We start from the raw sequence: 4,459 nt of genomic DNA, 5'->3' as shown, positions 1-4,459 counted from the left end.
TAGTGGAACAGGCCGACCTTAGGCAACGGATAGCTGTGATCGCGGCCATCGGCGCTGTAGAACGTCAGGCCATCGTCCACGCAGTCGAAACGCGTGGTGAATTCGCTGATCCAGCGAGCGCCGAGTTCGCTCTGATCGTAGGTGTCGAGGCGAGAGTTGTAGGTGCGTGTCCATTCGATCGGGAAGGGGCCGGGCAGGCTGAAATCGGTATGGCTGAGGCTTTCCGAACCCAGGGCAAAGTTGATGCTGAATTCAGTGGCGCATTTACAGGGACCTTTCTCTGGATTGGGCGCGCTTTTCGCTGGGGCTTGCTTGTTGTTAGCACCCAATTCGCCCTCCGCTGCCGTGTGGGTGGCCTTACCAGTCTTCTCGGTATGAACCGCAGCATTCTGGCCATGGGCATTGCGCTTGCGCCACAGGATCACGGCACTGGAGAGGATCTGCAGCAGCCAGCCGATGGAGTTCTGCACATTTTTATCGTCGAGCTTGCTCAACTGCGTGCGCAGTTCCGGGCCCATCGCGCGCAGTTTTCCGGTCTCGGTGGTGATCTGTGTCTGGAGCTTGGTCGACACCAGATTCTGCGCGACGCTGTTGGCCAAGCCCTTGCCTGCCGCTTTCAAGGCGCTGTTGGCGGCCGCTAAAAAGTTGTCGGCCGTCGCGAGGGGGTCGTTGAGCAGTTGGCCACGCCCGACGCTGGCTCTCGCGCTGGCTTCCTCCAGATCACCCTTGGCATCAAACCGGCCAAGGGCCGTTGTTTCGATACCGGTGGCAATCTCGTTGATGATTTCTTCGCCGAGCTTGCCAGCGTCCGCCAGAATCCCCGGCAACTTGCCTTTGGCTTGCTCAACAAAGTCATCGAGGGTGCCGATGATCGAGGCGTTCAGGTGACCGACCAGCACCTCGATCACGGAAGTGCTGAGCAGCAACTTGCCGCTGGCCCTCATCTCCTGACGTACCAGAAACAGCGTCGGGCGCAAGGTCATCCGCGCGGCCGCCATCGACGGCGGCAACGGCAATACGCCGATCAGGTTGATGCCGAGGCTGGCCCACGTGAGCAAGTCGCGTTGCTTGGCGTCCGACAGGGTGACGATGTCACTCAGCGCATCGACCAGCGCCATGATGTTGCCGACCACCGGCAAGAAACCGGCGTAGTTCTTGATCCGGTCAAGCGTGACCACGCCATCGGTGGCGGATTGCAGCCAGGCATCGAAAGCCGCCGCACTGCTGGCGACGTCCTGAACGTCGATGGCATTGAGTGGAACGATGGCGGCTTGGGGCTCACGTTTTGCGACAGCAGTTTCAGTGGTCATCACGGCATCTCACCCGGCGACAAGGTCCGGGCTTTGCGGGCAAAAATTGAAGACCTCAATGAGCGGGCGAGAAAAAGCCGCCTCTCAGAGGTACGCATCAAAGTGAAAAAACGGAATTAGCTGACGACAGCGCCTTTCGGGCCACTGGCGATCAGTGCGGCGCCGCAGGCGGTTTTCATGCCGTCCAGTGCGATGGGGGTGCCATCGACGGTGTAGGTGCTGCTGCCCTCCGCAATCGGGAAAATCCCTTTGCACAATGGGCAACTGACCTTGTGACCGACCCCGGCAATCGGCTTGCCGTTGAGGTCGGTGCGGGAGAAGGCTTCGAGGACCTTGCCACCGTGAGTGGTGGAGTCGCCCAAGCGAATTGCGTCTTTCATTGCGTCATTCCTTTGACCGAGGATGGCTGGCTCGGCGAGCAATCCTGTCTTTCCTGCCTGCGTTCAGCATGAGTTAGTGACGATTTGATATCAAAATCCGTGCCAGCCACTATATGGCCATTACACGGTAAGGGTTTGCGTCCTGTGCCTTAGAGATAAATCGATTTTTTCTGGGGGAAACCGTCTCAAAGTGCGCAAGAAGTTGCGCAGTGCTGTGCAACTTCTTGCGCACTCGGCTACAGGGCCCGTGTGACGTGGGCTGTAGGCGATTGGCGGGCGTTTTTTCGACGACAGGTGCGCAAGAAGTTGCGCACTTGGGCGGCTGATGAATTCTGACAAATCGATGGCGATTGCACTGATCTCAGCGTGAACAGGCGAAGGTCTGCAGTGGATCTTCAGCAGGTTCAAGGTCTGTTTCGCGGTATCCTGCGCGTTCTGATTACGGACGTTTTTCCATGCTGGTGATTTCCAACAACGTGCATCTGCCGGATGCCGAGATCGAACTGACCGCCATCCGCGCGCAAGGCGCCGGTGGGCAGAATGTCAACAAGGTCTCCAGCGCCATGCACTTGCGCTTCGACATACCGGCCTCGTCCTTGCCCGATTTCTACAAGGAGCGGCTGCTGGCGCTGCGCGACAGTCGCATCACCAGCGACGGCGTGTTGATCATCAAGGCCCAGCAGTACCGCACGCAGGAAGCCAACCGCGCCGATGCGCTGGAGCGTCTGGTCGAGCTGATTCTCAGCGCCACCAAAGTCGAAAAGAAGCGCCGTCCGACCAAGCCGACCCTCGGCTCAAAGAAGCGCCGGCTCGAATCGAAAACCAAGCGCGGCAGTATCAAGGCCGGGCGCGGCAAGGTGGATTTCTAGTCTTCGCGATACTTGGCGGTGTGCTTGTACAGATACACGCTCAGTGCCAATCCGCTTAGCGAGGCGAGGGCAGCGAAGAGGAAGATCGAGGCAAAACCGAATCCCGCGGCAATCGCCCCGGCCAATGGCCCGGTGATCCCCAGCGACAAATCGATGAACAGCGAGTAAGCGCCAACGGCTGCGCCACGGCTTGAGGCGGGCACCAGATTCACCGCTTCCACGCCCAGCGCCGGGAACACCAGCGAGAAACCAAAACCGCTTAGTGCCGCACCGGCCAACGCCCAATGAGCGTCCGGTGCCAGCCACAACAGCAGCAGGCCAAGGGTTTCCACCGACAGACAGGCAATCGCCACGCGAAAGCCGCCGAGGCGGTTGATCAGGTTGCCGAACAACAGCCGCGCGCCGATGAAGCTGGCGCCGAACAGGCTCAGGCACAGCACCGCGTTGTCCCAATGCTGGGTGGCGTAATACAGGGTGATGAAGGTGGCGATGGTGCCGAAGCCGATCGAACCCAGTGCCAGACCGCAGCCATGGGGAAACACTTTGCCGAGCACATGCATGAACGGCAGGCGTTCGCCGGCGACAATCGGCGCGGCGGTTTTCGGCCAAGCCAGCGCCAGACCAAGAATCGCCAGCAAGATGATGCTGACGCCCATGCTCCACAATCCCAACTGGCCGACCAGCCACACGCCGAACGGTGCGCCGACCGCCAGTGCGCCGTAACTGGCGATGCCGTTCCAGGAGATCACTTTGGCCGTGTTTGCTGCGCCGACCCGGCCAATGCCCCAGCCGATCGAGCCGGAGCCGACAAGGCTTTCCGCGCTGCCCAGCACCAGACGGCCAATTAACAGACTGATCAAACTGAACATCGGCATGCTCGGGGTCCACGCCGAAATCAGCATGAACACACCGCTCAAGCCGCACCCGGCCAGGCCAATCATCACCGCACGTTTACTGCCCTGATTATCGATGATCTTGCCGGCATACGGGCGGCTGAGCAGGGTCGCGAGGTATTGCACGCTGATCACCAGACCGGCGATCACCGCGCCAAAGCCCAGATCGCTGTGGACGTAACCTGGCAACACCGCGAGCGGAATGCCGATGTTGAGGTAACCGATAAAGGTGAAGAGGACGATGGAAACAACTTGCAGCGTGACCGCCAGGGGGCGCTGGGGTTCTGGCATAGAGGACGACATGGGTAACGATCCACGGGAGCGGCAGATTAGATAGGCTGCTTATGATACCGGCGCGGACGGATCTGGGGCGGGAAAAGTAAAACTATTTGCCGGGTGGACGCTTCAGGATTTGGCCGGGGCAACCAGTTGTGTGGTGACCAGCGCCGCCAGGGCATTTTCTTCGCTGCCGAAACGGGCGAGCAGGGCGGCTTGTTTCTCGGGGGAGAGACGATTCCAGATCTCGATCATTTTCTCGGTGGCGCCGATCAGTACGGCAGCTTGGCTTTCAGAGAATTCGTCGGTCATGGCGGGCTCGGGGTTCAGGCAGTGTGGAAAGCGCATGTTAGCGCTTTCCACACGGTCTGTACGACGGGTCTTACTCTTCGTTGTCGGCCGGGCGGCTCTCAACGGCTTCTTTCGGCTCGGGTTGCCCCGCGCCGGCTTGTTGCGTGGTCGTCTGCTCAGGTACGTGCAGGCTTGGGAAGGGGAGATTAGGAATCTCGTGCATGGTTGCGCTCCTCGCTAAGTCTGTTGATAGATCTGGTAGATCCGCGCTTCTTGAAAGCCTGCGCAGGATACAGCAGGAAAAATGACAATCAGACTTTTAATTCAAATTAATGCGACAGATGGCCGCAGGGGGCGCAAAAACGAAAGGTCACCACAAAACAAATGTAGGAGTGAGCCTGCTCGCGATAGCGGTGTATCAGTCAACTAAGATGCTGGCT

Annotated in this window: 6 protein-coding genes; 1 reads left to right on the top strand and 5 read right to left on the bottom strand. The window is 59.5% G+C overall.

Features of this window, described 5'->3' with window-relative positions; all coding sequences use genetic code 11:
* Together ACW9IR_RS28825 and ACW9IR_RS28820 are read right to left on the bottom strand one after the other, a co-directional pair.
* On the bottom strand, window positions 1–1,310 hold a 1,310-nt coding region (locus ACW9IR_RS28825; RefSeq protein WP_457466003.1), incomplete at its 3' end, for a DUF6531 domain-containing protein.
* 116 nt (window positions 1,311–1,426) lie between these two features.
* Entirely contained in the window at window positions 1,427–1,690 is a 264-nt protein-coding gene (locus tag ACW9IR_RS28820) for a PAAR domain-containing protein (RefSeq protein ID WP_011333757.1), read from the bottom strand.
* Between the two features lie 455 nt (window positions 1,691–2,145).
* Between ACW9IR_RS28820 and arfB the strand changes: the two genes are divergently transcribed.
* Window positions 2,146–2,559 carry an alternative ribosome rescue aminoacyl-tRNA hydrolase ArfB gene (arfB, locus tag ACW9IR_RS28815; RefSeq protein WP_221732015.1) on the top strand — a complete coding sequence of 138 codons (414 nt, stop codon included), beginning with the start codon at window positions 2,146–2,148 and terminating at the stop codon, window positions 2,557–2,559.
* Here the strand turns inward: arfB and ACW9IR_RS28810 are convergent.
* From ACW9IR_RS28810 to ACW9IR_RS28800, 3 genes are all read right to left on the bottom strand, one after another.
* Window positions 2,556–3,743: an MFS transporter gene (locus tag ACW9IR_RS28810; RefSeq protein ID WP_180988110.1), complete on the bottom strand. Its 1,188-nt coding sequence runs from the start codon at window positions 3,741–3,743 to the stop codon at window positions 2,556–2,558. The two genes, arfB and ACW9IR_RS28810, sit on opposite strands and share 4 nt — an antisense overlap.
* A 114-nt stretch (window positions 3,744–3,857) precedes the next feature.
* Window positions 3,858–4,040: a hypothetical protein gene (locus ACW9IR_RS28805; protein ID WP_025113527.1), complete on the bottom strand. Its 183-nt coding sequence runs from the start codon at window positions 4,038–4,040 to the stop codon at window positions 3,858–3,860.
* Window positions 4,041–4,110: 70 nt separating this feature from the next.
* Entirely contained in the window at window positions 4,111–4,242 is a 132-nt protein-coding gene (locus ACW9IR_RS28800) for a hypothetical protein (protein ID WP_016987951.1), read from the bottom strand.
* Window positions 4,243–4,459: the final 217 nt, after the last annotated feature.

This window comes from Pseudomonas sp. SDT291_1_S447, assembly GCF_054070155.1.
Note: the sequence above shows the minus strand (reverse complement) of the source record. Positions and strands in the feature narration are given on the sequence as shown.